General features: G+C 60.8%; 26 protein-coding genes. 9 read left to right on the top strand and 17 right to left on the bottom strand.

The genetic code is table 11. The annotated features are described in order from the left end of the window. Window positions 1–1,599 (bottom strand): cytochrome-c oxidase, cbb3-type subunit I, encoded by a 1,599-nt coding sequence (ccoN, locus tag BW967_RS14680; protein WP_076485844.1) that lies wholly within the window; start codon window positions 1,597–1,599, stop codon window positions 1–3. A 262-nt stretch (window positions 1,600–1,861) separates the two neighbouring features. Between ccoN and BW967_RS14675 the strand changes: the two genes are divergently transcribed. Beyond that, window positions 1,862–2,701, top strand: a complete 840-nt coding sequence (locus BW967_RS14675; protein WP_076485843.1) for a universal stress protein — start codon at window positions 1,862–1,864, stop codon at window positions 2,699–2,701. 61 nt (window positions 2,702–2,762) lie between these two features. Here BW967_RS14675 and BW967_RS14670 read toward each other — a convergent pair whose 3' ends face one another. The 5 genes from BW967_RS14670 to lgt all read right to left on the bottom strand — a co-directional run bounded on the left by BW967_RS14670 (window position 2,763) and on the right by lgt (window position 7,042). After that, the gene (locus tag BW967_RS14670; protein WP_175610463.1) at window positions 2,763–3,533 is read right to left on the bottom strand and encodes a Hint domain-containing protein; all 771 of its coding nucleotides are present in this window, start codon (window positions 3,531–3,533) and stop codon (window positions 2,763–2,765) included. Between the two features lie 347 nt (window positions 3,534–3,880). Further along, the gene (locus tag BW967_RS14665; protein WP_076485841.1) at window positions 3,881–4,066 is read right to left on the bottom strand and encodes a hypothetical protein; all 186 of its coding nucleotides are present in this window, start codon (window positions 4,064–4,066) and stop codon (window positions 3,881–3,883) included. A gap of 256 nt (window positions 4,067–4,322) precedes the next feature. After that, a complete protein-coding gene (gene pgeF, locus BW967_RS14660) occupies window positions 4,323–5,084 on the bottom strand; it encodes a peptidoglycan editing factor PgeF (protein ID WP_076485840.1) in 762 nt (253 codons plus the stop codon). A gap of 9 nt (window positions 5,085–5,093) precedes the next feature. After that, on the bottom strand, window positions 5,094–6,167 hold the full coding sequence (locus BW967_RS14655) for a class I SAM-dependent methyltransferase (RefSeq protein WP_076485839.1): 1,074 nt from the start codon (window positions 6,165–6,167) through the stop codon (window positions 5,094–5,096). Further along, window positions 6,164–7,042, bottom strand: coding sequence for a prolipoprotein diacylglyceryl transferase (lgt, locus tag BW967_RS14650; RefSeq protein ID WP_076485838.1), 879 nt, complete (start codon window positions 7,040–7,042; stop codon window positions 6,164–6,166). Before lgt ends, BW967_RS14655 begins: the two co-directional genes overlap by 4 nt. 133 nt (window positions 7,043–7,175) lie before the next feature. Between lgt and BW967_RS14645 the strand changes: the two genes are divergently transcribed. Beyond that, window positions 7,176–7,415 carry an accessory factor UbiK family protein gene (locus tag BW967_RS14645; protein WP_076485837.1) on the top strand — a complete coding sequence of 80 codons (240 nt, stop codon included), beginning with the start codon at window positions 7,176–7,178 and terminating at the stop codon, window positions 7,413–7,415. 93 nt (window positions 7,416–7,508) lie between these two features. Here BW967_RS14645 and BW967_RS14640 read toward each other — a convergent pair whose 3' ends face one another. Beyond that, complete coding sequence (locus tag BW967_RS14640) at window positions 7,509–7,811, bottom strand: DUF6476 family protein (protein WP_076485897.1); 303 nt, start codon at window positions 7,809–7,811, stop codon at window positions 7,509–7,511. On the opposite strand from BW967_RS14640, the gene BW967_RS14635 reads away from it, so the two are divergent. The 3 genes from BW967_RS14635 to BW967_RS14625 all read left to right on the top strand — a co-directional run bounded on the left by BW967_RS14635 (window position 7,801) and on the right by BW967_RS14625 (window position 10,928). Further along, window positions 7,801–8,844 carry an RluA family pseudouridine synthase gene (locus BW967_RS14635; RefSeq protein WP_076485836.1) on the top strand — a complete coding sequence of 348 codons (1,044 nt, stop codon included), beginning with the start codon at window positions 7,801–7,803 and terminating at the stop codon, window positions 8,842–8,844. The genes BW967_RS14640 and BW967_RS14635 overlap by 11 nt on opposite strands. 150 nt (window positions 8,845–8,994) lie before the next feature. After that, the gene (gene rpoH, locus BW967_RS14630) at window positions 8,995–9,894 is read left to right on the top strand and encodes an RNA polymerase sigma factor RpoH (RefSeq protein ID WP_076485835.1); all 900 of its coding nucleotides are present in this window, start codon (window positions 8,995–8,997) and stop codon (window positions 9,892–9,894) included. A gap of 62 nt (window positions 9,895–9,956) precedes the next feature. Further along, window positions 9,957–10,928: a Gfo/Idh/MocA family protein gene (locus BW967_RS14625; protein ID WP_076485834.1), complete on the top strand. Its 972-nt coding sequence runs from the start codon at window positions 9,957–9,959 to the stop codon at window positions 10,926–10,928. Window positions 10,929–10,998: 70 nt separating this feature from the next. On the opposite strand, the gene BW967_RS14620 is transcribed toward BW967_RS14625, so the two are convergent. Continuing rightward, window positions 10,999–11,499, bottom strand: a complete 501-nt coding sequence (locus tag BW967_RS14620) for an Lrp/AsnC family transcriptional regulator (RefSeq protein WP_076485833.1) — start codon at window positions 11,497–11,499, stop codon at window positions 10,999–11,001. A 183-nt stretch (window positions 11,500–11,682) separates the two neighbouring features. Here BW967_RS14620 and trxB point away from each other — a divergent pair, with 183 nt between their 5' ends. Continuing rightward, entirely contained in the window at window positions 11,683–12,633 is a 951-nt protein-coding gene (gene trxB / locus BW967_RS14615) for a thioredoxin-disulfide reductase (protein ID WP_076485832.1), read from the top strand. A 23-nt stretch (window positions 12,634–12,656) separates the two neighbouring features. Here trxB and gnd read toward each other — a convergent pair whose 3' ends face one another. Further along, complete coding sequence (gnd, locus tag BW967_RS14610) at window positions 12,657–13,667, bottom strand: phosphogluconate dehydrogenase (NAD(+)-dependent, decarboxylating) (protein ID WP_076485896.1); 1,011 nt, start codon at window positions 13,665–13,667, stop codon at window positions 12,657–12,659. A 272-nt stretch (window positions 13,668–13,939) separates the two neighbouring features. Between gnd and BW967_RS14605 the strand changes: the two genes are divergently transcribed. Further along, the gene (locus tag BW967_RS14605) at window positions 13,940–16,120 is read left to right on the top strand and encodes a mechanosensitive ion channel domain-containing protein (protein WP_076485831.1); all 2,181 of its coding nucleotides are present in this window, start codon (window positions 13,940–13,942) and stop codon (window positions 16,118–16,120) included. A 6-nt stretch (window positions 16,121–16,126) separates the two neighbouring features. Here BW967_RS14605 and BW967_RS14600 read toward each other — a convergent pair whose 3' ends face one another. The 8 genes from BW967_RS14600 to BW967_RS14565 all read right to left on the bottom strand — a co-directional run bounded on the left by BW967_RS14600 (window position 16,127) and on the right by BW967_RS14565 (window position 25,208). Continuing rightward, on the bottom strand, window positions 16,127–17,362 hold the full coding sequence (locus BW967_RS14600; RefSeq protein WP_076485830.1) for a TIGR02270 family protein: 1,236 nt from the start codon (window positions 17,360–17,362) through the stop codon (window positions 16,127–16,129). Window positions 17,363–17,364: 2 nt separating this feature from the next. Beyond that, window positions 17,365–17,625, bottom strand: a complete 261-nt coding sequence (locus tag BW967_RS18405; protein ID WP_083952275.1) for a hypothetical protein — start codon at window positions 17,623–17,625, stop codon at window positions 17,365–17,367. A gap of 265 nt (window positions 17,626–17,890) precedes the next feature. Continuing rightward, the gene (locus BW967_RS14590) at window positions 17,891–18,823 is read right to left on the bottom strand and encodes a hypothetical protein (protein WP_076485828.1); all 933 of its coding nucleotides are present in this window, start codon (window positions 18,821–18,823) and stop codon (window positions 17,891–17,893) included. Next, window positions 18,820–19,893, bottom strand: coding sequence for a PAAR-like domain-containing protein (locus tag BW967_RS14585; protein ID WP_076485827.1), 1,074 nt, complete (start codon window positions 19,891–19,893; stop codon window positions 18,820–18,822). The genes BW967_RS14590 and BW967_RS14585 overlap by 4 nt, the downstream gene beginning before the upstream one ends. Window positions 19,894–19,909: 16 nt before the next feature. Beyond that, entirely contained in the window at window positions 19,910–20,908 is a 999-nt protein-coding gene (locus BW967_RS14580; protein WP_076485826.1) for a hypothetical protein, read from the bottom strand. After that, window positions 20,905–22,014, bottom strand: coding sequence for a DUF2169 family type VI secretion system accessory protein (locus BW967_RS14575; protein WP_076485825.1), 1,110 nt, complete (start codon window positions 22,012–22,014; stop codon window positions 20,905–20,907). Before BW967_RS14575 ends, BW967_RS14580 begins: the two co-directional genes overlap by 4 nt. Window positions 22,015–22,126: 112 nt before the next feature. Continuing rightward, window positions 22,127–24,214: a type VI secretion system Vgr family protein gene (locus BW967_RS14570; protein ID WP_076485824.1), complete on the bottom strand. Its 2,088-nt coding sequence runs from the start codon at window positions 24,212–24,214 to the stop codon at window positions 22,127–22,129. Between the two features lie 136 nt (window positions 24,215–24,350). After that, window positions 24,351–25,208: a shikimate dehydrogenase family protein gene (locus BW967_RS14565; RefSeq protein WP_076485823.1), complete on the bottom strand. Its 858-nt coding sequence runs from the start codon at window positions 25,206–25,208 to the stop codon at window positions 24,351–24,353. A 236-nt stretch (window positions 25,209–25,444) separates the two neighbouring features. Between BW967_RS14565 and aroQ the strand changes: the two genes are divergently transcribed. After that, entirely contained in the window at window positions 25,445–25,885 is a 441-nt protein-coding gene (aroQ, locus tag BW967_RS14560) for a type II 3-dehydroquinate dehydratase (RefSeq protein ID WP_076485822.1), read from the top strand. A gap of 4 nt (window positions 25,886–25,889) precedes the next feature. Beyond that, window positions 25,890–26,804 (top strand): AEC family transporter, encoded by a 915-nt coding sequence (locus tag BW967_RS14555; RefSeq protein ID WP_076485821.1) that lies wholly within the window; start codon window positions 25,890–25,892, stop codon window positions 26,802–26,804. Window positions 26,805–26,810: the final 6 nt, after the last annotated feature.

Raw genomic sequence — 26,810 nt, 5'->3', positions numbered from 1 at the left:
TTATTCCGCCGGGACCGCGACCGAAGCTTCGGCCGTTTTCGGTTGTTTGGCCACGGTGGCCCAGAGGTTGTAGGCCATGATGATGCCGCCGGTGAGATAGAGCACCCCGCCGCAACCACGCACGACATACATCGGCATTTTCGCAGCCACGGTGTCGGCAAAAGCGTTCACAAGGAAGCCTTGCGCATCGACTTCACGCCACATCAGGCCTTCCATGATGCCGGTCACCCACATCGAGGACGCGTAGAGCACGATCCCGATGGTGGCGAGCCAGAAGTGCCAGCTGACCAGTTTGAGCGAGTAGAGACCCGAACGGCCCCACAGGCGCGGCGTCAGGAAGTAGAGCATGCCGAAGGTGATCATGCCGTTCCAGCCGAGCGCACCCGAGTGCACGTGGCCAATGGTCCAGTCGGTGTAGTGGCTGAGCGAGTTCACAGCTTTGATAGACATCATCGGACCTTCAAAGGTCGACATGCCGTAGAAGCCGATGGACACAACCATCATACGAATAACCGGATCGGTGCGGAGTTTGTCCCAAGCGCCCGAAAGCGTCATCAGACCGTTGATCATGCCACCCCAGGACGGCATCCACAGGATTACCGACATCACCATGCCGAGCGTCGAGGCCCAGTCGGGCAGCGCGGTGTAGTGCAGGTGGTGCGGGCCAGCCCAGATGTACAGGAAGATCAGGGCCCAGAAGTGGACGATCGAGAGTTTGTACGAATAGACGGGACGTTCAGCTTGTTTCGGCACGAAGTAGTACATCATGCCCAAGAAGCCGGCGGTCAGGAAGAAGCCCACGGCGTTGTGGCCATACCACCATTGCGTCATGGCATCTTGCACGCCCGACATCACCTGAACCGATTTCGAACCGAAGATCGACACCGGAATCGCGAGGTTGTTGACGAGGTGGAGCATCGCAATCGTCACGATGAACGACAGGTAGAACCAGTTCGCCACATAGATGTGGGGTTCTTTGCGTTTGAAGATCGTGCCGAGGAAGGCGAGCAGGTAAGCCACCCAAACAACGGTGATCCACAGGTCGATATGCCAGTTCATCTCGGCATATTCACGGCCTTGCGAGCCGCCGAGCAAATAGGACGAAGCGGCCATCACGATGATCAGCTGCCAGCCCCAGAACACGAACCAACCGAGCGAATTGCCGCCAAACAGGCGCGCCGCCGAGGTGCGTTGCACAACATAGAAGGCAGAAGCGATCAGCGCGTTACCACCAAAAGCGAAAATAACCGCCGACGTATGCAGCGGACGCAGGCGCCCGAAGTTGAGCATACCATTGCCGAACTCAAGGTTGAGCTGCGGGAAGGCGAGCTGGAAAGCGATGATCACGGCCACAAGGAAGCCGACCACGCCCCAGAAGGTGGTTGCAATAACGCCGGCGCGAATAACGCCGTCGCAATATTCGTTTTTCGAGGGTTTGGGGTCCCCCATTGTGCGCAGTATCCAGATGAACGCGATGACCGCGGCCAGCATGGCCTCGATCATGTTCACCATATACGGCAGGTCCCGCGCCTGACTCGCTGCGTATGCAGCAAGCGCCGCCGCGAGACCAAGCGCGATCAGCTTGATGTAATCCCACATATTTTTGCGTCCCTTCGTCTTGTTGTTCTTCTGTCCCATCCCGAGTCGGTCGGGGCAGAAGTTTCTCGACTTGTCTCTTGTGATTTCAGGGTATGCCACCCGCCTTGATCTTGATCAATTTCTTGACAAGGTGGTGCGTTCTTTCGCCGCACCATGACAGCGCGCCCACCTCCTGTAAAGGGTCTGCCTTGATCCTCGTCAATGTGCAAACCCGTTCGAATCGTTAGAGATTGCTGATAAATCCGCATTCAGGGGGCAGTAGATGGCCTACAAGACGGTTTTGACGATTGTGACGGATGTCTCACAAGCGCATGGACAAATCGACTCGGCAGTCGCGGTGGCCCGTGCCGAAGATGCACATCTGGAAGTGTTGTGTTTGGGCGTCGATCGCACCCAAACTGGCTACTATTATGCCGGAGCAACGGCGTTTGTGCAGCAAGAAGTTCTCGATCGGGCGCAAGAAGAGGCCCGCGAGACCGAAAAAGCGATCAATGAGCGCCTTTCTAGCGAAGATATTCGCTGGAGCACCGAGGCTGTGGTGGCCCAAATCGGCGCGATTGCAACGGTGGTTGGGCTGCGCGCGCGCTTCGCCGACTTGGTCGTGATGGGCCATCCCTATGGCGAGGGCCGCGGGCAGGAATTGGAGGCCGCGGTGGAAGCCGCGCTTTTCGAAGGCCAATCCCCCGCACTGATCGTGCCTGATGGGCAAGTGGTCAGCCTGAACGCGCGCCGGGTTGTGGTGGCGTGGAACCAATCGAACGAGGCGATGAACGCGATCCGCAAGGCGCTGCCGCTTTTGAAATCGGCACAGCTTGTCGACATCACGGTGATTGACCCACCCGCGCATGGGCCGGAACGTTCGGACCCGGGCGGGCAGCTCAGCCAATGGCTGGCGCGTCACGGCGTCAAGGTCGAGGTCTCGGTTTTGGCGAAAACGCTGCCGCGCATTTCTGATGTGATCAACCGTCATGTGCGCGATACCTCGGCACAGATGGTGGTGATGGGGGCCTATGGCCATTCGCGGTTCCGCGAGGCGATTTTGGGTGGCGCGACCCGCAATATGCTCGAACAGGCCGAAGTGCCGATCTTGATGGCGCATTAAGCCACGCGACCCACGCAAAACCGGCGCCCGCAAGAGCGCCGGTTTTTTTAAAGCTGCGCGATCAGTCCCAAAGGCTTTCCACCTCAAACCGGGTAAGCCGCGGATGCGCCTGCGGGCCGAAGCCGGAAAGATCGGGCATTTGCGGGAATTGCGCCGCGAAAAGCGACAGCATTCGCGGGTCGATCATGCGCTCCACACCCTCGCCGGGATGGAAAGCCTCTACCTCCAGCCCCGCCACTTTGAGCGAGCCATGCCGCTGCAACACGACATGATAGACAGTGACCGGTGCGACCGGGGTCACCTCGATCACGCTCACCCCGTCAACAAAGGCGCGGGCCGGCACATAGGCCGCGTCATAGCCCGCGACACGGCGCAGCCGCGCATCATGCAGGCAAAGGCGCGCGCGCGGGCCAAGCACCACATCCTGCATCGGACGCCCGGCCCCCAATGCCTCGGCGGTGACCCGTGTCAGGGTGACAGGCTCTGCGCCCCCATCAGCCCCGTCACGGCCCGGGTAAATCACCATGGAGCCCACCCAAGTCACGATTTCCTCCGCCCCTTCGGCGGTCATGACCTGCATGCCCGGCACCAAATCTTCGACCGCGACAGGCCCTTGTGTGGTGGCCAGCACCGCCCCGCGCGCAAGGGCCGAGAACGCCTCTTCAAAAAGTGGCATGGCTGGCGCAAGGCGGGTGCTGTCGAGGATTTCGCCCTCAGCCCCGAGCCACATCGCCTCATAACGGCGCGTCAGCGGCATCGCACGCAGCGTCTTCCCCGTGGGCAACCCCTTGCGCGGCTGGCCTGCGGGCATTTGTGATTGGGGTCGCAGCACGGGGGACACCTGCCCCGTACCCACCCGGTGGGAATATGACATGGCACAGCCTTTCGGTCTGGTCATATCTGCGCGGCCCCCACCGGATGCAGAAAGACAAACCGAAAATGCGCTGCTCTCGCGCGCAGGTCAAATTTCGTGAAGAATTGATAAAGGGCGGTAACCCAATCCGCGCGGCGTGGCGCGGACTGTCACCGATGTGGGCAACAGTGCCCAGATTTTGCCGCAATTGGCGCGAATCACGCGCCTTGCGCACATGCCTTGGCCGGGGGTGGCAGCCCCCGGCCCCTGCAATGGCCACCCAAAGGGCAGCCCGCCCCACAGGGGCGAAAGGGTCGGGGAAGTTCTCAGCTGGCGGCTTTCGCGCGCCAACGCATCTGGTCTTTGCGCATGCCTTGGGCGGCCTGCGGGCCATCCCGGCGCGCCAGCATTTCGCTGCGTTGCGCGCCACGTTGCCAGGGCATCACCACATCACATTTCACGCTGCCCTCAAGGGCGGTGCGCATCCAGCGGCGATTGGTCTTGGCGGTCATCTTATCTCTCCTGCCTCAGGCATCTTGGGTCTTCTAGCCGGTCCCCAAGGTATCGCTCCCCTTTGCGGCGAGGTTTTGACCCTTAAGCAAAAAAGTTAATCTGACATTGCCCGAAATTGTGGCGCGTCGATTGTTACCAGAGCGCGCAAAACAAGGCCCTTTGCACCGCATCCGCGCGATCAGCGCCACAATTGTGGCAAGGCTTTGGTAAACGAGAGCACATTCGCGCCCCAAAGGCGCAGAGCAGTCTCAGGGGTCAGAGCCGGATCGTTGAGATCAGCCGCCCGTAATCAGCCTCTCCCGCGTGAGTCGTGCGGCGGTAGGAATAAAACCGATCTGGTTCCGAATAGGTGCAGCGCCCAATCCATTCCGCCGAGCCGACACCCGCAGCGCGTAACCGCGCAAGGCTATAGGCGGGCAAATCGAACATCGGCTTGCCTTGCGGGCCACCGGCAAAGAAACGCGCATTCTCGGCATCCTCGACCAAGAAGTTTTCCATGAAGTCGTGCCCAACCTCATAGGCGCGCTGCGAGATGCACGGCCCAATGACAGCGGTGATATTGGCGCGCTTCGCCCCAAGGCGCTCCATCGCGGCAAGGGTTTCTTCCAAAATACCCTCAAGGCTGCCGCGCCAACCCGCATGGGTGGCCCCAATCACACCGGCTTGCCGATCTGCAAAAAGCACCGGTTGGCAATCGGCGGTCAGCACCGTCAGCAATAGCCCCGGCGTGGCGGTCACAATGCCATCGGCCTCAACCTTTTCCGTAAGCGGCGCATCCACGGCAACCACATCGGCGGAATGCACCTGCCAAACACCGACCATAGCGGCAGGCGCAACACCCATCGCGTCAGCGACACGAGACCGATTCAGTGCCACCGCCTCGGTCTGATCGCTTGAGCCATGCCCGCAATTGAGCCCAGAAAACACCCCAGACGAGGCACCGCCCTTGCGGGTAAAGAACCCGTGGCGTGTGCCCGAAAGGGCCGGAGCAGTCAGGAATTCGAGCGTGGTGGGCATGATAAGAGCTCAAGCAGCGTCGAAGCCCGGCGGCAGCGGGGCGGTTGCGGGGAAGATGGCAAGGCTTTGGAACACCTGACCCATTTCTTCGGGATGGGTCAAGCGCCGATGCGCAGCAATATGGGCCTGCAAGGCCGCGCCGTCCAGTTTGCGGGCAAGCGCCTCGGCCCGTGCGGTGATCCCAAGCCGTTCCAAAAGCACGCCTTGGGCGGTCATGGCACTGGCCGAGGCGCCAGCGGCACGCGCTGCCTGCGCCAAAGGCTCAAAATCCACATGCGCGGTCAAATCAGCTTCACCGGGCGCGGCGAACGGGTCGCAAGGAGCATGGTCTTTGACCGCCTGAAAGGTATCGCCAAGGCTGTGCCAATGGCCGTAATCGACAATCAGCGCCACGCCACCATGCGCGGCAATCCGCGTCGCAATTTCCCCGGCAATCGGCGCAGCGGCGGGGCAAATCTCGACCACATCTTCCTCGCGCGTGTCTTGCAGCCGATGTTGCAAGGCTTCCAAAGGCGCAGGCGGTGCAAGGCCCGGCACGAGAACATCGCCTTGCAGCCCGACCTGCCGCTCGGCCCAACCCGGCCCTTGCCGGATAAATTGGCGGATTGGCAGGGCATCAAAAAACTCGTTCGCCAAGAGGAACAGCGGCGCCTCGGGCAGGCTTGAGATACTCTCATGAAAAACAACGTCTTGCGGCGCAATTTTGGCGCACTGTAGTTCACGAAGCGTGGATGACGCCTCGATCAGATGCACCTGCGCGGCCTCCTGCATCCCCGGAACCGTGCGGATCGTGCGCAACACATCGGCCATCAGCGTGCCGCGCCCGGGGCCACATTCGGCTAATATAAACGGAGCAGGCCGCCCCTGATCCAGCCACGCCTGCGCAAGGCAAAGCCCCAACATTTCCCCAAACATCTGGCTGATTTCGGGGGCTGTAATGAAATCCCCCGCCCGCCCAAACGGGTCGCGCGTGGCGTAATAGCCGTGGTCTGGGTGCATCAGGCAGTCGGCCATATAGCTATCAAGCCCGATCGGCCCTGTTACCGCGATGCGCCGCGCCAAAAGTTCGCCCAGTGGTGTCATGCCTTGACCCGCGCAATCAGCACGAAGGCGAGCCCGACGAGCACCATCGGGATCGACAAGATCTGCCCCATCGTCAGTCCGAACTCACCAAATTGGAGCGCATAGCCAATCGGGTTGGTCGGCGAGGTGAATTGCACATCAGGCTGGCGGAACAGCTCGACAAAAGCGCGCGCCAGCCCATAGCCCATCAAGAACACGCCCATAAGCAGCCCCGGTCGTTGCAGCGCGCCGCGCGCCATCAACCCCCACAGCACGGCGCCCAAAACGAGCCCCTCAAGCCCCGCTTCATAAAGCTGTGAGGGATGGCGAGCACAAAAGCCATCCACCTGCCCCGCCCAGCCCATACAGGTTTGCGCCGCTTGCCCGGGGAAAATCACGCCCAAAGCCGCATCGGTCGGCCGCCCCCAAAGCTCTGGCTTGATGAAATTGGCCACGCGCCCAAACAAAAGCCCGATGGGAGCCACCAGCGCAAAAGCATCGCCCACCGACAGCGCCGGGTAGCCATGACGACGGCAAAACCAGATGCCAGCCACCACAACACCCAAAAACCCGCCGTGAAAGGCCATCCCGCCTTCCCATACCCGGAACACCGCCAAAGGATCGGCCACATAGGTCGGCAGGTCGTAAAAGAGCACATAGCCAAGCCGTCCCCCCAAGATCACGCCCAGAATCACCGCGGTGAGCAGGTCTTCAACCTTTTCGGGCGGCATCGGTATGCGCCCGCCCCAGAGCTTTGGCCTCTTCATAAGCGCGACGATGATCCGCCAGCCCGCCAATAGCCCCGCAATGTAGGCCAAAGCATACCAGCGAATGGGCAGGTCTACTCCGGGGATCACAAAGGCATTGGGGGATATCTCGGGGAAAGGGATCGCCATCGGGGCCTCATCTCATCTGCCGCGCCGCCAAAAGGCCCGCAGCTTGCGGCGAAGTCAACCTTGTCTTGGCGCGCCGCGCAGACCATATAGGGGGCAAGTCGGGCCAAGTCCCGGGGTGCAGAAGGGAAACGCGATGGAAGCTCCGAACAAGATTTTCGACGAAATGTCGAAGCTGATGACCAATGCGATGGGTGTGGCGCAAGGTGCCAAGACCGAAGCCGAAACCGCGATGAAAAGCTGGATGGACCGCTGGCTGGCCGAGCGCGATTTTGTGACCCGCGAAGAGTTTGACGCGGTCAAAGCGATGGCGATCAAAGCCCGCGAAGAAAACGAAGCGCTCAAAGCCCGCCTCGACGCGCTCGAAGCGAAGTAAATCAAGCGCGCCGCTGCCGGGCGGCAAAGCCAAACATAAAAGCGCCTCCGCACTATGCGTGAGGCGCTTTTCTTTTGGCAAAGGCGAAAGCCGTTATTGCAGCGGCACGTCCTGTACCAAGGCGCCATCGGGGCGATAGACAAGCACTCGCCCCGTGTCGCTCACCACCACGGTGAAGCCTTTGCCAAAGGTCACCGTCTCGGCCTTCACGCCCTCGGGCAAGGCAATCCGCGCGGGAAGCTCTGGCAAGACCGGCCCTTTCGGCAGCCGCGTGACAAGCAGCCCGATGATCGTTACAAGGCCCACGATCATCACACCCGCCAAGGTGGTGGTTAGCAATTTCAGAAACCTCACCTCGGGCGGCGGGGCCGGATCGGAAGGCATCATGTCGGACATCGCGTCGCAGCTCCTGCACATCGAAATCGGCGAAAACCCCGCCGACCGGCTTGATAAGGCATTGGCGGCCCTTGTGCCAGAAGAAGCCGCACTCTCGCGCTCGCGTCTTGCCAAGCTGATCGCGGAAGGCGCGGTGACCCGCGATGGCACTCCGGTGACTGAGATCAAAGCCAAGGTCGTCCCCGGCGAGGTCTACACGATCGCATTAGAGCCCCCACGCGCGGTGGAAACGGTCGCGCAAGACATTCCGCTCACCGTGCTTTGGGAAGATGACGATCTGATCGTGATCGACAAACCCGCGGGCATGGTGGTGCATCCGGCACCGGGCTCCGAAGATGGCACCTTGGTCAATGCGCTTTTGCACCATTTTGGCGGCAATCTTTCCGGCATTGGCGGCGAGGCGCGGCCCGGCATTGTGCACCGGATCGACAAAGACACCTCTGGCCTGTTGGTGGTCGCAAAATCCGACCGCGCGCATCATGGGCTGGCCGCACAATTTGAAAAGCACACGGTGCACCGCCAATATAGCGCGCTGGTTTACGGCGTGCCTTCTGCCGCCGATCCGCGCCTGCGCGGGATTCGTGGCGTGAGTTTCGAGGGCGGAAATATCCTCAAGATCACCTCGCAACTTGCGCGCCACCCGACGGATCGGCAACGCCAAGCAGTACTTTTCTCCGGCGGGCGTCATGCGGTGACCCGCGCGCGGGTGGTGGAAGAGTTTGCCGGCGTCGCGTCGCTGGTGGATTGCTGGCTGGAAACCGGGCGCACGCATCAAATTCGGGTGCATATGTCCCATGTAGGCCACGGGCTGGTGGGCGACCCGACCTATGGCGGCAAGCGCAAACTGCCGGTGCGGATCATTGGCGAGGCGGCAGCGCAAGCCGTGGCCAGTTTCCCGCGCCAAGCGCTGCATGCGGCCACGCTGGGCTTCACCCATCCGGTGACGGGTGAAGAACTCAGCTTCACCTCCCCCCTGCCCGCTGATTTTGAAGCCTTGCAGGCCATTTTGCGCGCGGGGGCCCAGGCCCGCTAGGCTCACAGTTGCGTCAACGAAGCTTGCGATGCGGCGGAAACGGGTTCATGCTCCGTTCAGGTTCCTGTAAAGAAGGCCCCGCAGCCGCAAGCCCTTGAAAGGCGGGCCGTCTCGCCCCATTTATCGGGGCCGAAGGAGGAATGAGCACGCATGAGCACCTATGCCAACCTGCCAGCCCCCAGTCCAGAACAGGGTCTGAACCGCTATTTGCAGGAGATCCGGAAGTTTCCGCTTCTGGAACCGGAAGAGGAATACATGCTGGCAAAAGCTTGGGTTGACCACCAAGATTCCGCTTCTGCCCATAAGCTTGTGACCTCGCATTTGCGGCTCGCGGCAAAAATCGCGATGGGATACCGCGGCTATGGTCTGCCGCAGGCGGAAGTGATTTCTGAGGCCAATGTGGGCCTGATGCAGGCCGTGAAGCGCTTTGATCCGGAGCGCGGCTTCCGGCTCGCCACCTATGCGATGTGGTGGATCCGCGCCGCGATTCAGGAATATATCCTGCGGTCTTGGAGCTTGGTGAAACTTGGCACCACCTCCGCGCAAAAGAAGCTGTTTTTCAACCTGCGCAAGGCCAAATCCAAAATTGGCGCGCTGGAAGATGGCGATCTGCGCCCCGATACAGTCGCCCAAATCGCCAAAGACCTGAACGTCACCGAAGCCGATGTGGTGGAGATGAACCGCCGCTTGGCTGGTTCGGATGCCTCGCTCAATGCGCAAATCGGCTCGTCCGATGGCGAAAGCGCGACGCAATGGCAAGATTGGCTGGAGGATGAAACCGCCGACCAAGCCGAAGCCTATGCCGAAGCTGATGAGCTAGAGGCGCGCCGCGCGATGCTCGTTGCGGCGATGGATGTGCTCAACGAGCGCGAGCGTGATATCTTGATGGCGCGGCGGCTGCGTGACGACCCGGTGACGCTGGAAGAACTTTCTGGCCAATATGAGGTTAGCCGCGAACGCATCCGCCAGATTGAAGTGCGCGCCTTTGAAAAGCTGCAAGGCCGGATGAAAGCGCTCGCCAAAGAAAAGGGCATGCCGCTCAGCGACTAAGCGCCCTTGCCGCCCCCATGCCCCGGCCTAGCTTTCGGGAAACATGAAGACAGGAGGGCGCGATGGAGCCGATGAATTGGGGCATTCTTGGCGCGGCGAATTTTGCCGCCGAACATATGGGGCCCGCGATCCACGCCGCCAAAGGCGCGCGGCTTGCGGCCCTTGCCACCTCTTCGCCGGAAAAAGCCGCCCGATTTGAAGCCTTCGCACCGGGACTGGCGGTTCATAGCAACTACGATGCGCTGCTCGCTGACCCCAGCATTGAGGCGGTCTATATTCCGCTGCCCAACACGCTGCATATCGAATGGGGCCTCAAGGCGCTCGCGGCAGGCAAACACGTGTTGATTGAAAAGCCGCTCGCGATGACCGCGGCAGAGATCGACCGGCTGATCGCCGCGCGCGATGCATCGGGCAAATTCGCGACCGAAGCCTATATGATCGTGCACCATCCCCAATGGCAGTTGGTGCGGCGCTGGCTTGATGAAGGGCGGATCGGGCAATTGCGCCATGCCGATGTCGCTTTCACCTATGACAACCCAGACCCGAACAACATCCGCAACCGCGCCGATGTCGGCGGCGGCTCGATCCCGGATATCGGGGTATATGCTTATTCCTCGGTGCGCTTTGCCGCCCGCGCAGAACCTGTGGAAATGAGTGCACTCATCAAACGCGAAAACGGGGTCGATACCTTCACCCAAGTGCGGGGGGAAATGGCGGGGCCTGGTGGCCAGTTCAGCTATGCCGCGCTCACCGCAACGCGCCTTTTTGCGCGCCAAGAGGTAACGTTCCAAGGCGAGAGCGGGCGCATCACGCTGACCGCGCCCTTCAACGCCAATGTCTTTGGCGAGGCGCAGGTGCATTTGCACACGAAAACCACCACCGAGACCCATCGCTTTCCCGGTGTGAACCAATATGTGCTGCAGGTGGAAGCCTTCGTCGCCCATATCCGCGACGGAGCGCCCTATCCGTGGATGCTGGAAGACGCGCAAAAAGGCCAAGCGATGATCGACATGGTCCGCGCGGGCGAAGTTTGAAAGCCAAATGAAAAGGGCCTCCAAAGCGGGGCCCTTCGTCTTTGTTCAGATATCCCGAGATGAAAGCGGCTTACGCCAGCTTGGCCAACCGCTCTTCAAGCACGTCAAAGGGCACGCCCGGCTCATCTTTGGCGCAGCGGATCACCAGCGAGGTTTTCACGCTCGCCACATTGTCGGCCGCAGTCAATTCACCGGTCAGGAAGTTTTGGAAGGTGCTTAGATCGGGAGCCGCGCATTTCAGCACAAAATCGATCTCGCCGTTGAGCATGTGGCACTCGCGTACCAAGGGCCAAGCCCGACAGCGCGCTTCAAAGGCGCTCAGATCCGCTTCGGCTTGGCTGTGCAGCCGCACCATTGCAAAGACCTGCACTTCAAAACCCAATTCGCGCGGGTTCACATCGGCATGATAGCCGCGAATGTAGCCTGCCTCTTCCAAGGTCCGGACCCGGCGCAAACACGGCGGCGCAGAAATCCCCACCCTTTTGGCCAGTTCCACGTTGGTCATGCGCCCATCAGCCTGAAGCTCGGCCAGAATCTTCCGGTCGATCTCGTCGAGCTTGCTCGTGCCCATGGTTTCCCTCCTTGGTTGTGCGAACCTTATCGAGTGGCGCCTTTGGGCGCAATATTGTTTCGCGCGCGCAGGCGCAAGCGCAATCGGCACTTGCGGCCCCGCAAACCACATCGCAAACCCCCGGGGGCTTTCACAAAGGGCGCCTGCCGCTTATATGAGCGCAGACAAACAAAGGAGCGGATCATGGGCGAGACGAAGCGGACGAAGGTGCTGATCATTGGCTCCGGCCCTGCAGGATATACCGCAGCGGTCTATGCCTCGCGCGCGATGCTGAACCCGGTTTTGGTGCAAGGGATGCAGCCCGGCGGGCAGCTGACCATCACCACCGAAGTGGAAAACTGGCCCGGCCGCACCGAGGTGCAAGGCCCCGATCTGATGATGCAGATGGAAGAACATGCCCGCGCGATGGGGGCTGAGGTGATTTCCGATCTGATCACCTCGCTTGATCTGGGCAACCGTCCGTTCACCGCTGTGGGCGATTCGGGCACGGAATATGTCGCCGATTCGGTGATTCTGGCGACCGGGGCGCAGGCGCGCTGGCTGGGCCTTCCCTCCGAACAAAAGTTCCAAGGCTTTGGCGTTTCCGCCTGTGCGACCTGTGACGGGTTCTTCTATCGCGGCAAAGAGGTGGTCGTCGTTGGCGGCGGCAATGCCGCTGTGGAAGAGGCGATGTTCTTGACCAATTTCGCCACCAAAGTGACGGTGATCCACCGCCGCGACAGCTTCCGTGCAGAAAAGATCCTGATCGAGCGCCTGATGAAGAACCCCAAGATCGAAGTGGTCTGGGACAGCGTCGTCGAAGAAGTGATGGGCAACGAGGCGCCCTTGGGCGTCACCGGGTGCCGGGTGAAAAACGTCAAAACCGGAGCCGAAAGCGAGATCGCTTGCGACGGCTTCTTTGTGGCGATTGGCCATGCCCCGGCGTCTGAACTGGTGAAAGACCAGCTAGAGTTGCATCACGGCGGCTATGTGAAAGTGGAGCCGGGCACCACCCGCACCTCGATCGCCGGTGTGTTTGCGGCGGGCGATTTGACCGACCATGTCTATCGCCAAGCCGTGACCTCGGCAGGCATGGGCTGCATGGCCGCGCTGGATGCCGAGCGCTGGCTCGCGGCCGAAGGTCTGGCCGAGTAAGCCGCAACACCAAAACCGGCGCGCTACTGTGCGCCGGTTTTCTCCAAATGCCCGCCAAAGGCGTAGCGCATCGCCGAGAGCACCTTATTGGCGAATTCATCCTCGCCGCGCGAGGCAAAGCGCGAAAACAGCGCCGATGACAGAACCGGCACCGGAACGCCAGTTTCCACCGCCGCCTGCACCGTCCAGCGCCCTTCGCCCGAATCCGATACATGCCCCGCGAAGCATTCAAGCTTTGGTTCGTGTTTGAGCGCCTGCGCGGTCAGATCCAAAAGCCAAGACCCGATCACGCTCGAATGCCGCCACACCTCGGTGACCGCCGCCAGATCAATATCAAAGCGGTAGTATTCCGGGTTAGAAAGCGGCGATGTTTCGGCATCCGCTTCCCGGCTCGCAGCCCCATCATTGGCCGCTGCCAGAACATTCAGCCCCTCGGCATAGGCGGCCATCACGCCATATTCGATGCCATTGTGGACCATTTTCACGAAATGCCCCGCCCCGGTCGGCCCACAATGCAAATAGCCGAGCGGCGCAGTGCCGATGGCTGGGTCATGCGCCTGCCCTGTTTCATCGCCCGGCGCGAGGGCCGCAAAAATCGGGTCGAGCCGCTCAACAGCCCCTTTTGGCCCGCCAATCATCAAACAATAGCCCCGCTCCAGCCCCCAAACGCCGCCACTGGTGCCGGTATCAATCACCTCAATCCCTTGCGGGGCCAGTTCTGCGGCCAGATCGACAGCATCGCGGTAAAAGGAATTGCCACCATCAATCACCACATCGCCCCGCTCCATGAGGCCCGCCAGTTCGCGCGCCACCTGCCCCGTGATCGCAGCTGGCAGCATCAGCCAAATCGCCCGCGGCGGGGTCAGCTGCGCGACCAGATCAGCCATGCTTTCGGCGCCAGCTGCACCCTCGGCCACCAGTTTTTCAACAGCGCTCGCATCAAGGTCATAGACAACGCAGTCCTGCCCTTTGGCCTGCAAGCGGCGCACCATATTGGCCCCCATCCGGCCCAGACCGATCATTCCTAATTGCATCTGCATCTCCTTCTTTTTGCGCTGCCGCACAGATCGCCGCGCCTCCCAAGGAGAAACGCACAGACGCACAAAACGATCCCTAGATCCGGGCATTCCCGAGAAAACACGGAACTTGCTGCGATGCGGCGCGTTTAGAATTGAGACCTTGGCTGGCATGCGGGGTGGTTTGCCGCAGGGAAAGGGGCTGACGGAGCCCAATTGCTTGGCCATGCTGATAGAAGCGGCGCGCAGAACCGCCGCAATATGAAAAACTTGCGAAAAGAGGGCCAAGAATGAAGACATTGCGCACCCTGCCTGCCATAAGCAGCCTTGCGCTGATCGTGACACTGGCGCTGCCCGCCTTGGCCCAAAATACGGCAGAGCCCGCCGTTCCGACACAAAGCACCGAAGTTGAGGCCGCAGCATCTTCAGACAAAACAACGGAGAGCGCCGCGACACCGACCACGCCGGAGGTCGCACCCCCTGTCGTGGAGGAGGCGCCGGTCACATCGGCGCCACTCGCCTCCCAAGCGCTTGATATCGGCACCGGCTTTGGCCATGACCTTGCCGCGACCCTGCGCGAACAGATGACAGCACTCGCGCGCGAATTATCGCGGATTTCCAGTGCAGATTCCCTTAGCGAACTGACCACGCGGATTTGGAATGGCCTTGCCGGGGCAGAACTGGCCTCGCTTCTCGCCAGTATTGTGGTGACCGTGGGCACCTCGCTTGCGCTCAGCGCCCTCTTTGCGCGCTGGCGCAAGCGCCCTATTGCCCAGCGCGGAACGCTTGCGAAGGTGCAAGGCACACTGGTCGCCACGCTCTTTCGGCTTGTGAACCTTGGCGTGGCTTGGGCGGTGGGCCTGACCGTAGCGAGCTGGCTTTCAGCCCTAACAGGGCAGCTTTTCATCCTGCAAACGCTCTATCTGTCTGCCTTTGCGCTGTTTGGGCTGAGCCGGATCGTGCTCGCCCTTGTCGCCAGCCCCGAAGCCGAAAGCGGGCGCAGTCTGTCTTGGGTCGCCCCACCGCTTCAACGCGCGATCTATCAAAGCGCGGTGGTGCCAATTGGGATCACCGTGCAGGGGATGATGTTTGTCGCGCCGGGCCTGCGCGAAATTGCGGGCCTTGCCGTCTTGCGGCCAACCCGCGTGTTGGTGGCAACGCTCGCGCTGATGGCGGCGCTTTGGGGCATTCAGCGCGTTGTCAAAGCCGCCTGCGCGCATCGTGCCACCGACCTGCGACCTGACCCGGCCGCGCCAGCCACCCCAGATCTGTCGCGCAGCGCCGCAGCGCTTCTCACCCGCTCCCCCGGGCTATGGGCTTGGCCCGCGCGCGTGGCTGCACTTTACGCATGGCTCGTCGCCATCACCATGCCCGCTTTGGCGGGGCAGATCGTGCTGGCCGGGCTTGGCGGCACGGTTGTCGCCCTGATCCTTGTGGCGGCAGCGCTTGAGCTTTGGGACAGAAGCGGTCTTTCCGCGATGATGGCCGCGCAAAACGGCGCGTTTCAAACCCTGCCAGAAACGCCCCCAGCCACCACACCCTTGCTGCAAGCGCTTGGCGCAGTTGCAAGTGCGGGGCTGATGGCCTTTGCCGTTGTTGCCCTTCTGGCGGGTTGGGGGGTGATTGACCTCTTCGCCTTGGTCAGCAGTGCCGCGGTAAAAGGAGCCTTTTGGCGCGTGGCCTCTGCGTTTTTGGTTTTGGCAGGCGCCACCGCGCTATGGTTTGCGGTTTCCAATCTCTTTGACCGCTGGCTGATGGCCGCCCTTCCCGGACGGCGTGAATATAACCGCCGCCGCACGCTGTTGCGCCTTTTCCGCAATGCTTTTGGCCTCGCAGTGGTGATTAACTCGGTGATGCTGGCGCTCTCCCAGCTTGGGCTTGATGTGGCACCGCTCCTCGCCGGGGCTGGCGTTGTCGGCATTGCCGTCGGCTTTGGTGCACAAAAACTGGTGCAAGACATCATCACCGGCATTTTCATCCAGATCGAAAACGCCGTGAACGAAGGCGATGTCGTGGAAGTGGCCGGGCTTTCGGGCGGGGTTGAGCGGGTGTCGATCCGATCCATCCGGCTGCGTGCGCTAGATGGCACACTGCATATTGTGCCGTTTTCCTCGGTCACGACCGTGTCGAACATGACCCGCGATTTCTCGGCCCATGTCGCGGAATTCGCGATTGCCGCTGAGGACGATGTGGCGGCGGTGCATGACGCCTTGCAAGAGGCTTTTGCTCAACTCAAAGCCTCCGATCTTGGGGCCGATCTGCGTGGCGATGTCGATCTTCAAGGGATCGTTGGCATGTCGGATGGGTTCTACACCTACCGCGCGCTTTTGCGCACCGTCCCGGCGGCACAATGGGCTGTCGGGCGGCGGTTCACGCAACTTGCCCGCGCCAGTTTGGCGGCGCGCGGGATTACAAGCCCGCCAGCGCCACGCCGGATGCTCTTGGGCAATACCGCCACGTCAGCGGAATAGAGCCAATCAGCCAAGCACCAAAGCTTCACGTGCCCGCCAATTCGGAAGCACGGACCCAGGCTTGGCCAAAACTTGCGCCAGCGCCGCAATGCGCCGGTGGCGCTGCGTTCCCTTCGCAAAAGCCTCCCCCAAGCCCGCCTCTGAAACGGGTTGGCCCAGAAAATAGCGGCCATCGGCGGCATAGCGCCCGCTTTCCCCCGCCCACCATTCGGCCACCAGATCGGGCTCTGGCCAAGGCAGATCCTCGTCCGGATCAAGCGCAACCATCTCGTCTTCGGGGTCATCATTGGGCCCCTCATCGAAGTCTTCTGGAGCGCTTCCCTCCAGATCCAGTGCTGCCAAATCTACGCCCGTGATCAGGCTCAAGCTTTCGCCGGCGCGGCGCGCCAATTTTGGGTCACGCATCGCCTCAATGAGCCACGGCACCTGTGCGGGCAGGCCCATCAAGCCAATCGCCAACGCCACGGTTTCGGCCCCCTCGGGGCCCAGACCTGCAAGCCAGTTTTGCGTAGCGTCCATGGGACTTGCGAGCACCGCCAATTCCAACGCAGTTCGCGTGCGCGCACCGGGCCCAACCGCAAGGCTCCGCAGCGCATCAAGCGGGCGCCCGCGCTCGCCCAACAAGACCGCCGCGCGGATCAGTTCAAACGCCACCTCTGGCGCGAAATCCTTGCTGGGGCGAATAAGCGGCACAAGATCGCTACGCCCCGTCACCCCGGCCAATTTGGCCGCCTGTGCACGCACCATTGGCACCGGGTCTTGCAGGAGCGTTTCAAGCGGCACCTCGATTGCGCCGCGCTGCACCGATGCAATGGCAAGCCCCAACGCCCGCACTGTGGCGCGCATATCTTCCAAAAGCGGTGGAATATGGGCCCCCATCTGCTCCGAACCCAGCCAACCCGCGGCCGAGGCAACTGCACGGCGCAACGCCCCTGTGCCGTCGATTGCCACGGCATCCACCACTTGCGCGATGGCGGCCTCATCGCCCGTTTCAAAGGCGCACACGGCCAGCGCAAACGCCTCTCCCGGCTCTTGGTTCGCGTCAAAAGCCGCCTGTGCAGTTTCAAGCCCCGCAGCCGCCGCCACACGCAGGCCGTCCAGATTGGCCTCAATCCGTTCATCAAGGCGGGAGAGGAATTTCCGGTCATAATGCGGCGCATCAACCGCCAAGTCACGCCGCAGCCAGTGGATCGCCACTTCCTCGGCATGAACTTCAACCATCAGCGGGATATGCGCGGCCATGGTCAATTGAGCTGCACGGAACCGCCCTTGATCCGGTTCATCCCCGAAGAGCGGCTGCAAATATAGGTGCCCCGCAACACGATCTTGCCCGCACGGGTGAGCGTGATGGAAGCCTTGCCACAGCGCAAAACAATCTCGCGTTCGCCCATGATCTCAAGCCGTTCTTCGCGGCCATCAACCTCGGCCGAGACCGGGGGGCCACTGAGGTTGGGGAGGGGGGTGGGCGAAGGTACGGGCGGAGCCACGATTTTTCCGAGGATCACCGGTTGCAGCCCTCCCGAGCCCCCCGCGAGACTAAACGACACTGCAACCCGACACCCGACATCGCCGATCCCCAACGAGACAAGTGCGAGCGCAGGGCGTGGGTGTGGCACCCCTTCACATATGATACATGGCGTTCCATCCGCCTCAAACGCAGCCAGTTGCGCAAGGTGGATGGTGCTAGGCTGTGCCGGCACATCCGACGTGGCGGGGGCCGGAATTGGTTTGTGTTTGGTCATCTAAACTCTCCTTGTCCCGCGAAACATCTCAGATGATCGGTGCTTCAAGATCTGTCCAAGATTCGCCGTCGAACCAGACGACCTGCTGGTCCCCAATTAACAGGAGTTTGCCAGCATTGGCGTCTAATGCCGAAACATCTTCAATCATCCCTTTCGGCAGGTCGACCGCGACCACCGCACCGTCTTCGATGGTGAATAGCCCTCCAGTTTCTGCGGCAAGATACAGCTTGCCCTTAAATTCCGCTATGTCCCAAAAATTCGCTTCGGTCGCGTCATTTGGCACGATGTCCCAGGTATCATCGCGCCCGATCAAAACAACACCGGCACCGCCACATACGACTGCACGACCATCTTCGAGCATTTTCACGCCAGTTAAATTGACGTTGGTAGGCACCTCGCGCCGAACCCATTTCTTGCGCTTGGTCCAAAGATCCCCCTGCATCCCAACCGCAACCAAATTATCCGGCCAAGTACCATCGAGCCCCAGAAAACCCGCGACCTCATCCTCATTCTCGGTCACGAAAACCCCTGTGTCGGCACGCACCCATCTCATCGCACGCAGATCAGAGCGATAGACCTGACGCCGCATTCCATAACACAGCAGCGTATTTCCTAACTTCGACAAACCCTTAATAGCCCGTAGATCATTAGGGCCATTGTCGGTTGGGTCCACTTGAGCGTAATCCGCATCTTCTGGAATAGACCTGATCACTTCACCGTCAGGGGCGACAGAGATCAGGGTTGGCCCGTCTTCCGTATCAAAACTGCGGATATCGGCGATCAGATTGTCAACGTAGGACTTTGTCCATTCTCCAGTGTAATAGAAGAATAGGTACATGCGCTTTTCCAGCGCCTCCTCGATATCGTCACGCACCGCAGTCAGCACCAGTGACTGACCATCATCATCGATACGCCCGCCAGTGAAATGATATTCTGCCTTTTCCCCAGAATCATCGCTCATTTCTTCGGCCGTCCTCCATGTTTTTTCTCGTAATCGGGTCGCGTGGCCTTTTCGATTGCCTGCTTGTGCGGTTTATTCAAAGGCCGATCGCGATCCGCGCCATAAAAATCATCCAACTGGGATTCGAGACATCCACGCGTGCAATTGCGTCCGAAAGCATGCGCATGTGCAATCAACGTAGCGCGCCGTGCTGCACCGTAGTTCCAACCACCATTGGGTTTATCTGCCTTGTATCGCTTTCCCCCTTTCATGAAGGATTCTTCATAAACCCCTTGGACACTATGGAATATCCCATGTTCTTTCTTGGTCCGACCATTGTTTACACAAACACAAGGGGCTTCCTTGTACCCGTTCGGCTGCGCAGATTTCTGCGCCATCGGAAAATTTGAATTTCCCTTTACCCAATGATCCTCGATCATATGGTGCCCCGTGTTATTGGGCGCACAGCACATGGCTTTATCTTTCTTTTTAGGGACGAGAATGCAGGCCATTTTCTTTGCGCAATCCGGGGCCTCAGAGCAATCCAACCGTGGCAGCCCTGTCTTTGTTTTATACTTTTTTGCCTTCTTACAGGCTTTCTTTGCGTCTTTGATGTCATCTTTACAGGGATGATCTTTATCCACCCTGCCCGGAGCACTCATGGAATCCAAAAACATCCAAGGCGGCGTATTTGGAGGCGAGCCGTGGTTGTGCGTCGTCATATCAAGGTGGCGTACCGCGTTTTCCCCCTCGATCTTCACATCCATCGACCACGAGGTGAAATAGACTTTTCCGCGATTGACCGAGGAAACCACGCCCTTCTTGGCGGCAGAGCCCGCCTCATCCCCCGTCGATTTCTTGAAATAGCTGCGGTTCTTGAGCATGACCTCCTTTTTCGAGATCTTCACCGTGCGGCTGCCCTGCGTTGTGTCGGTGGTCATGCCCGTATTCGGATAAGGCACGGGAACACCGGGCGGCGTCGCGGGGCATTCCGGAGGCGTCATGCAAACGTCTGGGAAAGCGCAGATGGACTTGCCAGACCCCGCCTTGCACGAAAGCTCGCGTCCATTGGCAAAGACATTGTTGCTCATGTCCTCCCTCCCCCCGCTAAGCCGCTTCGATCACAATGGCGGCGCGTCGGCCGCTGTCATCGGCCCCATGGTAAAGCGCGATTGGCCCCGGCGCATAGCCCTTGCGTGCCGCCGTAAGCGCCACCGCTAGGCCGCTCGGCACCACGGCGGCGCCGGTGTGGCCCATGCCATCGGCGAGCGTCCACACTTGCTCCGGGTCCCCTTTGCCTCGCCACAAACGCGTTTGCGCCAAGGTCGCCTCGCGGAAATAATATTGTTCGCCGGTTAGATCATTGATGCGATAGGAAATCTGGCCGTAGTCCAGCCCCGCCTCCCCAAGCGCCTGCCGCATCGCGGTGACCATCCCCTCGGCCCGCAAAGGTTGACCGGAATCCAGCGTGGCCTCTTCCACTCCGAAACCAATCCCGCGCACCAAAGGCCCACCTGTCGCGCCAAGCAGCACGGCAGCCCCCGCCTCGCCCGGCATAAACCCGGTCGGATTATTCTCGCTCAGCACCCGGCCCGCATGATCGTAGTGCCTCAAGGCGCCCGCCTCGAGCAGGCTATCCACCCCGGCGACAATCACCTCGGGCGTGCCCGAGGCAATCAGCGCACGAGCATCGCGTAGAGCAACGGCTCCGCCAACCTGCCCAAACGCGTAAGGGCGCAACATTTCCGGGCCAGGCAGATCAAGCGCCGCGATCAGCCCCTCGAGCAAAGCCTCGTCAAAGCCCGGACGGCGGCCGGGACGCCGGGTTTCAGAAAGACAAAGAAGGATTGGAATTTCAGCGGCGGGACTACGCGCCTGTGCAAAGCACTCCCGGATCGGCCCCGCGATTAGGTCCACCAACCGCGCCGTGCCGCGCAAAGGCTGCTGTAGCGGCACCTGCGCACCGAGCAGCCAATCGCCCCCCTGCGAAATGAACCGTGTCTCGGTAAAATTATCGAGCCGCGCGCGGAAGGCGGCACAGGCGGCAGGCGCGTTCAGCCCAATCGCGCTGCACATTCCGCAGCCCAAAAGCGCCAGCCCGCTCATTCGACCTCCTCCGCGGTTTTCTGCGCGACCAAGGCCCCGAGCGAAGGATAGTAAGCCTTGCCCAAAGCACGGGCGCGCCAATAGCTGCGGCTGCGCGGCCCAACGATGCAAGACGGCACTTCAAAAATATCGCGCGTAAGCGGCAGCGATGCCCGCCAAGTCAGGCTAAACTGCCGCGCGGCAGGGCGGATCACCACCGTATCCAGCATCGCCTGCGTGCTGACATCTGGCGCGCGGGCGCGCACGAACAGCACTGGCATGTCAGCGCTCGGAAGAGGAAAGGCCGTGTAACCCTCTGGCGTGAGGTTATGAAGCTCGACCAATTCGCCGCCGATTGGCGCAGGCATCTGTTGATCAGGCGGCGCGGCTTGGTGGTAGCGCGGGTCGAAATCGGCGGGCAAAAACGGAAAGACATTGTCGATCCAGTTTTGGTCATAGGTGCCGCCGTGGCGAAGACGCTCGGGCCAGCCGCGCCCAAGCGGGCCGTAACTCATCGGCGCGTGATGCTCCCACGGCAAGGTGACAGGGCGGCCCGGTTGTTCGGTATTGGGCAACGGCTGACCATCGAGCAGGCCGCGATTGCCGGGCTGATGCCAGCCACGCCCGACCGGGTTTTTCGCGTAAGCTGGGGGCGGATCATCTTCCGGATCAAGCGCATCCACTCCGCCAAAAGCCCGGTCATAGGTGATGGGCATCAAGTTGAAGGGCGTCGCCTCAGAGATCGTGGGCCTTGCCCCCGCCTCTTGCCAAACCCGGTCCCCGACCACGTCAATCTGTTTGCTCAGGTTCCCAAGACGCAGCCCGGTTGGCACGCGCCGTGCCAGCCGCCCCCCCGGCGCATGGGCCACGGCCTCAACCAGCACATCGCAATAGGGCTTACGCGGCGCAAAATCGGATTCGTCACGCGGGGAAGAAAAGCCGGGCGCGCCCCAAAACGTGTCCGCCGTGGCCAGCCCTTCGGGCACGTCAGCCAATGTGCAGGGCCGATCCGGCGCAGAAGGGAAAGCATAGGTCCGCTTGATCACCACCACGACATTTTCGCGCCCGTCAGGGTCAAGCCCAAGGGTGAAGCCCGTCACCAACCCCGGTGAAGCATCAATCTGCATGGCCCATGCTCCACGCCCCGGCACCACCGCAGCACGCCAGATCGGCTCTTAACACCCGCGCTGAACTGCCTTTTGGTCTCAAATCCTGTCTCCGAAAATCGGGCCCTGCCCTCTAGTTTTGCAGCACTTTCGATCCTTTGACCGTCACGGTCGAACTGGCCTTCAGCACCATCTTGCCCTTGGCCGTAATGGTGGCATTGCCCGACCCCGTGACGGTGATGTTCTTGCCCGTCAGCGTGATCGTGCCGTCTTTTTTCATGATCAATTGGCTTTTGCCGACGATCAGCGCCAATTCATCGCCAACCACCACCGTCTTACTTTTGCCAACGGTTTCGCTCGCGCTTTTGCCGATGCTGACACTATGTGACGACCCAATCGATTCAATCGCATCATTGCTCACGACATAGGTCGAACCGGCCCCGATAGTTGTCGCCGAATCCGCCCCAATCGTAAGCGATGAAGCCGCCCCAATCGTTGTGGTCGCACTTGCGCCGACGGTCGTGGTCGTGTTGTTCCCGACCGTTAAAACCATGTCGTGGCCGATGGACTCAGTATGATTGTTTGCGACAGTAATTGTCTTATCGTTGCCCACCGTGCTCGACTTATCATGGCCGATCTGCTCGGACTGATCATTGCCAACCGTCTTCGCCCGGTCATGGCCGATCTGGTGGGTTTCGTCGTTCTCGATCACCGTGTTGTGGTCTTTTTGCGCATGCATAAAGACCTCTTCACTGCCCGCCTCATCTTCAAAGCGGAACTCGTTATACCCACTGCCTTTATGGGTGTTGGATTTCCACGTGCTGACGGTTTTCTTGCCGGGCAGATCATAGGGCGGCGTGTTTGACCCGTTATAAACGCAGCCCGTGACCAGCGGCTTATCCGGGTCACCTTCAAGGAATTCGACCACCACTTCCATGCCGATGCGCGGAATGATCATCCCCCCCCAGCCCGCGCCCGCCCAATTTTGGCTGACCCGGCAGCGCATCGAATATGCACCGTCCAGATCCCAGTGAAACTGCACCAAAATCCGGCCATGCTCGTCGCAGTCAATCTCTCCTTCGCCCACCACTTTCGCGGTTTGTGGCCCCTGCACCGAGGGAATAGGGCTGCGCAAAGGCGGTGCCAGCGGGCTTTTTTCGGGGATCAGCACATAAGCCCCCCGGAAGGCGACCTCGTCAGCATCTGCGCCGCACGTGGCATAGCCTTCGCCGACAAAACGATGATGCGCCGACAGGCAGATGTAGCTATCCCCCTGCCCCGGCACCTTCCCATTGCTGCCTTGCTCGCTCCCAAGCGTCACCCGGAGCCCACCCGCAAGCGTCACCACATCGCCCGAGGCGCGCACGCGGGCATCGCCGCCGCGTGCACGGTCTAGGCCCAGCCGCACCATCGCCCGCCCATCGCCTTGGCTCAGATAATCGCCGGGGTAGTCAAAGCTTTCAATCGAGCCTTCGGCATATTGCGCATCGCCCTGCTGCACGACTTCCATCGCCTGATTGGGCTTTTTGAACTCGTAATCCGTGAGCTTGATCGCGCCTGTGGTCAGGTTCCGCTCGGTTTCCCAACTCCAGAAATGTTCTTCATCAGATTGGTGATGCGCGTCAAAGCCAACATAGGCGCGCGTGCCAATCGTTTCATGGGCGCTTGGATCATCGGTCAGCACCATGCGGTGATTGCCGACTTCGTGGAGGAAATGAAAGCTGATCCCGAAGCGCTCCATCTGGCGCCGCGCAAAGGCCAGATCACTCTCCCGATATTGCACGGTATATTCGAGTTCGGGATAGTTGCGCATCACCATAACATCGAGACCGCCATAATCGCCCAGCAATTCGCCAAGAATGTCGACGACGGTCATATTGTGGAAGATCCGCTGGTTGCGCCGGAGGCTCGCCAACCAAACACGCGGACGCAGCACCATCTCATAGCGGTGCCCGCCTTCGCCTGGGCCAATCCAGCGCGCACGCGTCACGATCCCATCGAAGGGTCGGTCCTCGTCGCCGTTTTCGATTTCCACCGTGGCATGCGTGCCAATCAGATCATCGAAGTTGATATCGGCATCGGTCGAGAGCGCTTCCACGCGATACTCGAACAGATCATTCAAATAGTCGGTGCCCTCGAAACGGAGCAAAACCAAAACATCGTCACCGAGCGCAGTTTTCAGACGCCCGAGCCGATCCGATTGACGCAGGTCGACTGTCATGAAACGGACCCCATCGTAAAAATGCTTGGTCCAGCATGCAGCATAAGGGCCAATCCGGCAAACCCGAATTGGCGCAAAGCGCCCGAACCTGCCCTAAAGGTCGGTTCGGGGCGGTGTTTTCAAGGCACTGAGGCGCTTAGCTGCCGCGTTGAATGATCTCACGCACCCATGCGGGCGCGGCAACGTGCTGGTCTGAGAAAATCTCGAACGCATCAATCCCTTGGTGGAAGTAAAGCTCATAGCCCGAGAGGAACTCTGCCCCGAGCGCCTCCACCTGCGCGCGGAACTGCGTGTTGATCGGCGTGTAAACCGCATCAAAGGCCCAACGCGGCGCGCCGGTCACGCCTTCGGGCAGGGGTGAACCCTCACGCCCCACCATGCCAAGCGGCGTACAGTTCACCACCCCATCAAAACCGGACAGCTCCGCCGCGTTTTCCGCCCTGCCTGCGGTCACTTTCATCAAAGGCGCATGGCTGGCGAGGGCTGCCGCCAAGCTTTCGACCTTGGCCGGGTCCATATCGACCAGCACAAGTTCGGTCGCGTGCAGGTCGGCCAGCCCAAAAGCCACCGCACGGCCCACGCCGCCGGTGCCCAGCAGCAGCACACGCCCCGGCAGCACCGCGCCGAAAGTGGCGTGGTAAGCGGCCTTGAAGCCCGAATGATCGGTATTGAACGCCAAAGGCCCCATCGGCGTGAATTTGACCGTGTTGGCCGCGCCCATCGCCGCCACCACAGGGTCGCCCGGTTGCACTTGGGCGGCAGCCTCTTCTTTGAACGGATAGGTGACATTCACCCCATCAAAGCCTTGCGCCGCGCAATCGGCCAACACCTCAGAAAAGCCTTTGCCGCGCTCTGCCGGGATGATCAGGTCATAGGTCACATTGCGGTTGAGCGAGAGCCCACAGGTCACATGCAGCGCGGGCGAACGGGTGGCAGTGATGTTGCCGCCAATCAGGCCGAGGCGCAAAGTGCGCGGCGAAGGTTGTTGCGTCATGAAGTCCGGTTCCGTTGGGCCGAGCATCGCGAAAGCGCGACGAGTCGGGGCGCGAAAGATGCGCCAATCTAGCCCGCACCCCTCCCCCGAACCATGATTTTCAAAGCATACACATGCATTTAAGCGCATTTTTCGAGCAAAAAATTAACATCAACACAGGGATGAATTTCGCAATTGCAATAGAACCCGCGCGCGCCGCAAGTTAGGGTTCGCCGAACCTTTGACGGGAGGCAAAATTGTCGAAGACCATCTTCATCCTGAACGGCCCCAACCTGAACCTGCTCGGCAAGCGCCAGCCCGAGATTTACGGCGCAGACACGCTGGACGACGTGGAAACCCGCTGCCGTGCGCTTGCGACAAGCCTTGGCTTTCAGATTGAGCTGTTTCAATCAAACCATGAAGGCGTGATCATCGACACGATCCAACGCGCCCGGGAAGAAGCCGCCGCGATCGTCATCAACCCCGGCGCGTTCACCCATACCTCGGTCGCCATTTTGGATGCGCTCAACGCCTATGACGGGCTGGTGTTCGAATGCCACATCTCGAACGTGCATAAGCGCGAAAGCTTCCGCCACCACAGCTTTGTATCGGGCCGCGCCGATGGCGTAATGGCGGGCTTTGGCGTTGAAGGCTACGAACTTTGCGTGCGCCGCGCCTGCTCACTTTTGTCGAAATAAGCCCATGCTGACCGTCCTTGCTCTGCTGCTGCCCGTCTATCTGCTGGTGGCAGCGGGCTATGTGGTGGTGCGCACAAATTGGGTCGCGGGCGCCGAAATGGGCTCTCTGGGGCGGCTGGTATTGCGGGTCTTCATCCCGGCGATGCTGTTTTACGCGCTGTCCAGCGCGCCTTTGCACGAAACGATCCGCCCCGGCTTCTTAGCGGCCTATGCGCTGGCCTCGGTCATCATGTGGGGCGGAACGCTTGCGCTTTCCAAAGCGCTTGGCAATGGCCGGACAGAGGCGGGGCTGGAAGCGATGGGCGCCTCGGTCTCGAACTCGGCCTATTTTGGGTTGCCCGTCGTCACCATGGTCTTCGGCCATGAACTCGCGCTGCGGGTCTTTGCGCTGAACCTGCTGGTCGAAAACTTGGTCGTTTTGCCGCTGGCGATTGGCTACCTCGACACGGCGGGCGGGCGCATCAGTGCCAAGAGCTTACTGCGCACCACGGCGCGCAACCCGCTTCTGATCGCCTCGGTCGCGGGGCTTGCCTTTGGGGCAACGGGGTTGCCACTGCCCGAACCGCTTATCCGCACATTTGAGATGTTAGGGCCCGTCGCGGCTCCGGTGGCGCTTTTGGTGATTGGCGCGGCGGTCGCGGATTTGAAAGCCAGCGCAATTGCGGGCGGCGCGCTGCGACTGATCCCCATCAAGCTGATTGTCTTCCCGACCGTCACCGCCGCTTTGATGTTTGGTTTCGGGGTCGAGCCCACCATGGCCAAGGCGGGCATTTTGACCGCTGCCGTGCCGATGATGTCGAGCTTTGCGCTGTTCGGGCTCAACTATGGTCGCCCGCAACTTGCGGCAAGCGCGGTGATTTTCACCACCGCGGTCTCTTTCATCACGCTGACGGCGCTGATCACGCTGATGGGGGTCTAACCCCCC

The sequence above is a fragment of the Rhodobacter aestuarii genome, assembly GCF_900156655.1.
GTDB classification, from domain to species: Bacteria; Pseudomonadota; Alphaproteobacteria; order Rhodobacterales; family Rhodobacteraceae; genus Rhodobacter; species Rhodobacter aestuarii.
Note: the sequence above shows the minus strand (reverse complement) of the source record. Positions and strands in the feature narration are given on the sequence as shown.